Origin of the sequence: Alistipes sp. ZOR0009, assembly GCF_000798815.1 — a bacterium.
In the GTDB taxonomy this organism is placed as follows: domain Bacteria; phylum Bacteroidota; class Bacteroidia; order Bacteroidales; family ZOR0009; genus Acetobacteroides.
In genome coordinates, this window is sequence record NZ_JTLD01000108.1 from 1 (window position 1) to 332 (window position 332).

Annotated in this window: 1 protein-coding gene; it reads right to left on the reverse strand. The window is 47.6% G+C overall.

All coding sequences use genetic code 11. From position 1 onward, the window contains the following. Positions 1-122: 122 nt before the first annotated feature. Positions 123-332 (reverse strand): hypothetical protein (locus tag L990_RS20470; RefSeq protein WP_231562300.1); only part of this gene is annotated, 210 nt, incomplete at its 5' end.

Genomic DNA, 332 nt, shown 5'->3' on the forward strand with positions numbered 1-332 from the left:
TTCCTTTTTCATCATTTCTTTTCAAGGATGAAAAGAAACGAAGCAAAGAAAAATCCTATCGAGGCTTAACTCGCAGGCTGCGGCGTAGAGCCACATCTTTCTAAGCCGCTTGGCACGCGCGCTTATCCGATTCTCATTAGATATGTTGTGGTTGCTCCGCCCGCTTCAGACAAAACCCTCGACGGGGATGGTGTGGCTGACGCCACTTTTATTACGGATGGGGGATATTCTGGATTTATAGCCTTCGCTGCCGGATAAAGTTTGCCTGATATGGATGTTAGCAGCTTAGAGGTAGCTTTACACGCGTCGTTGCTAAAAGAAGCACCAGCTAC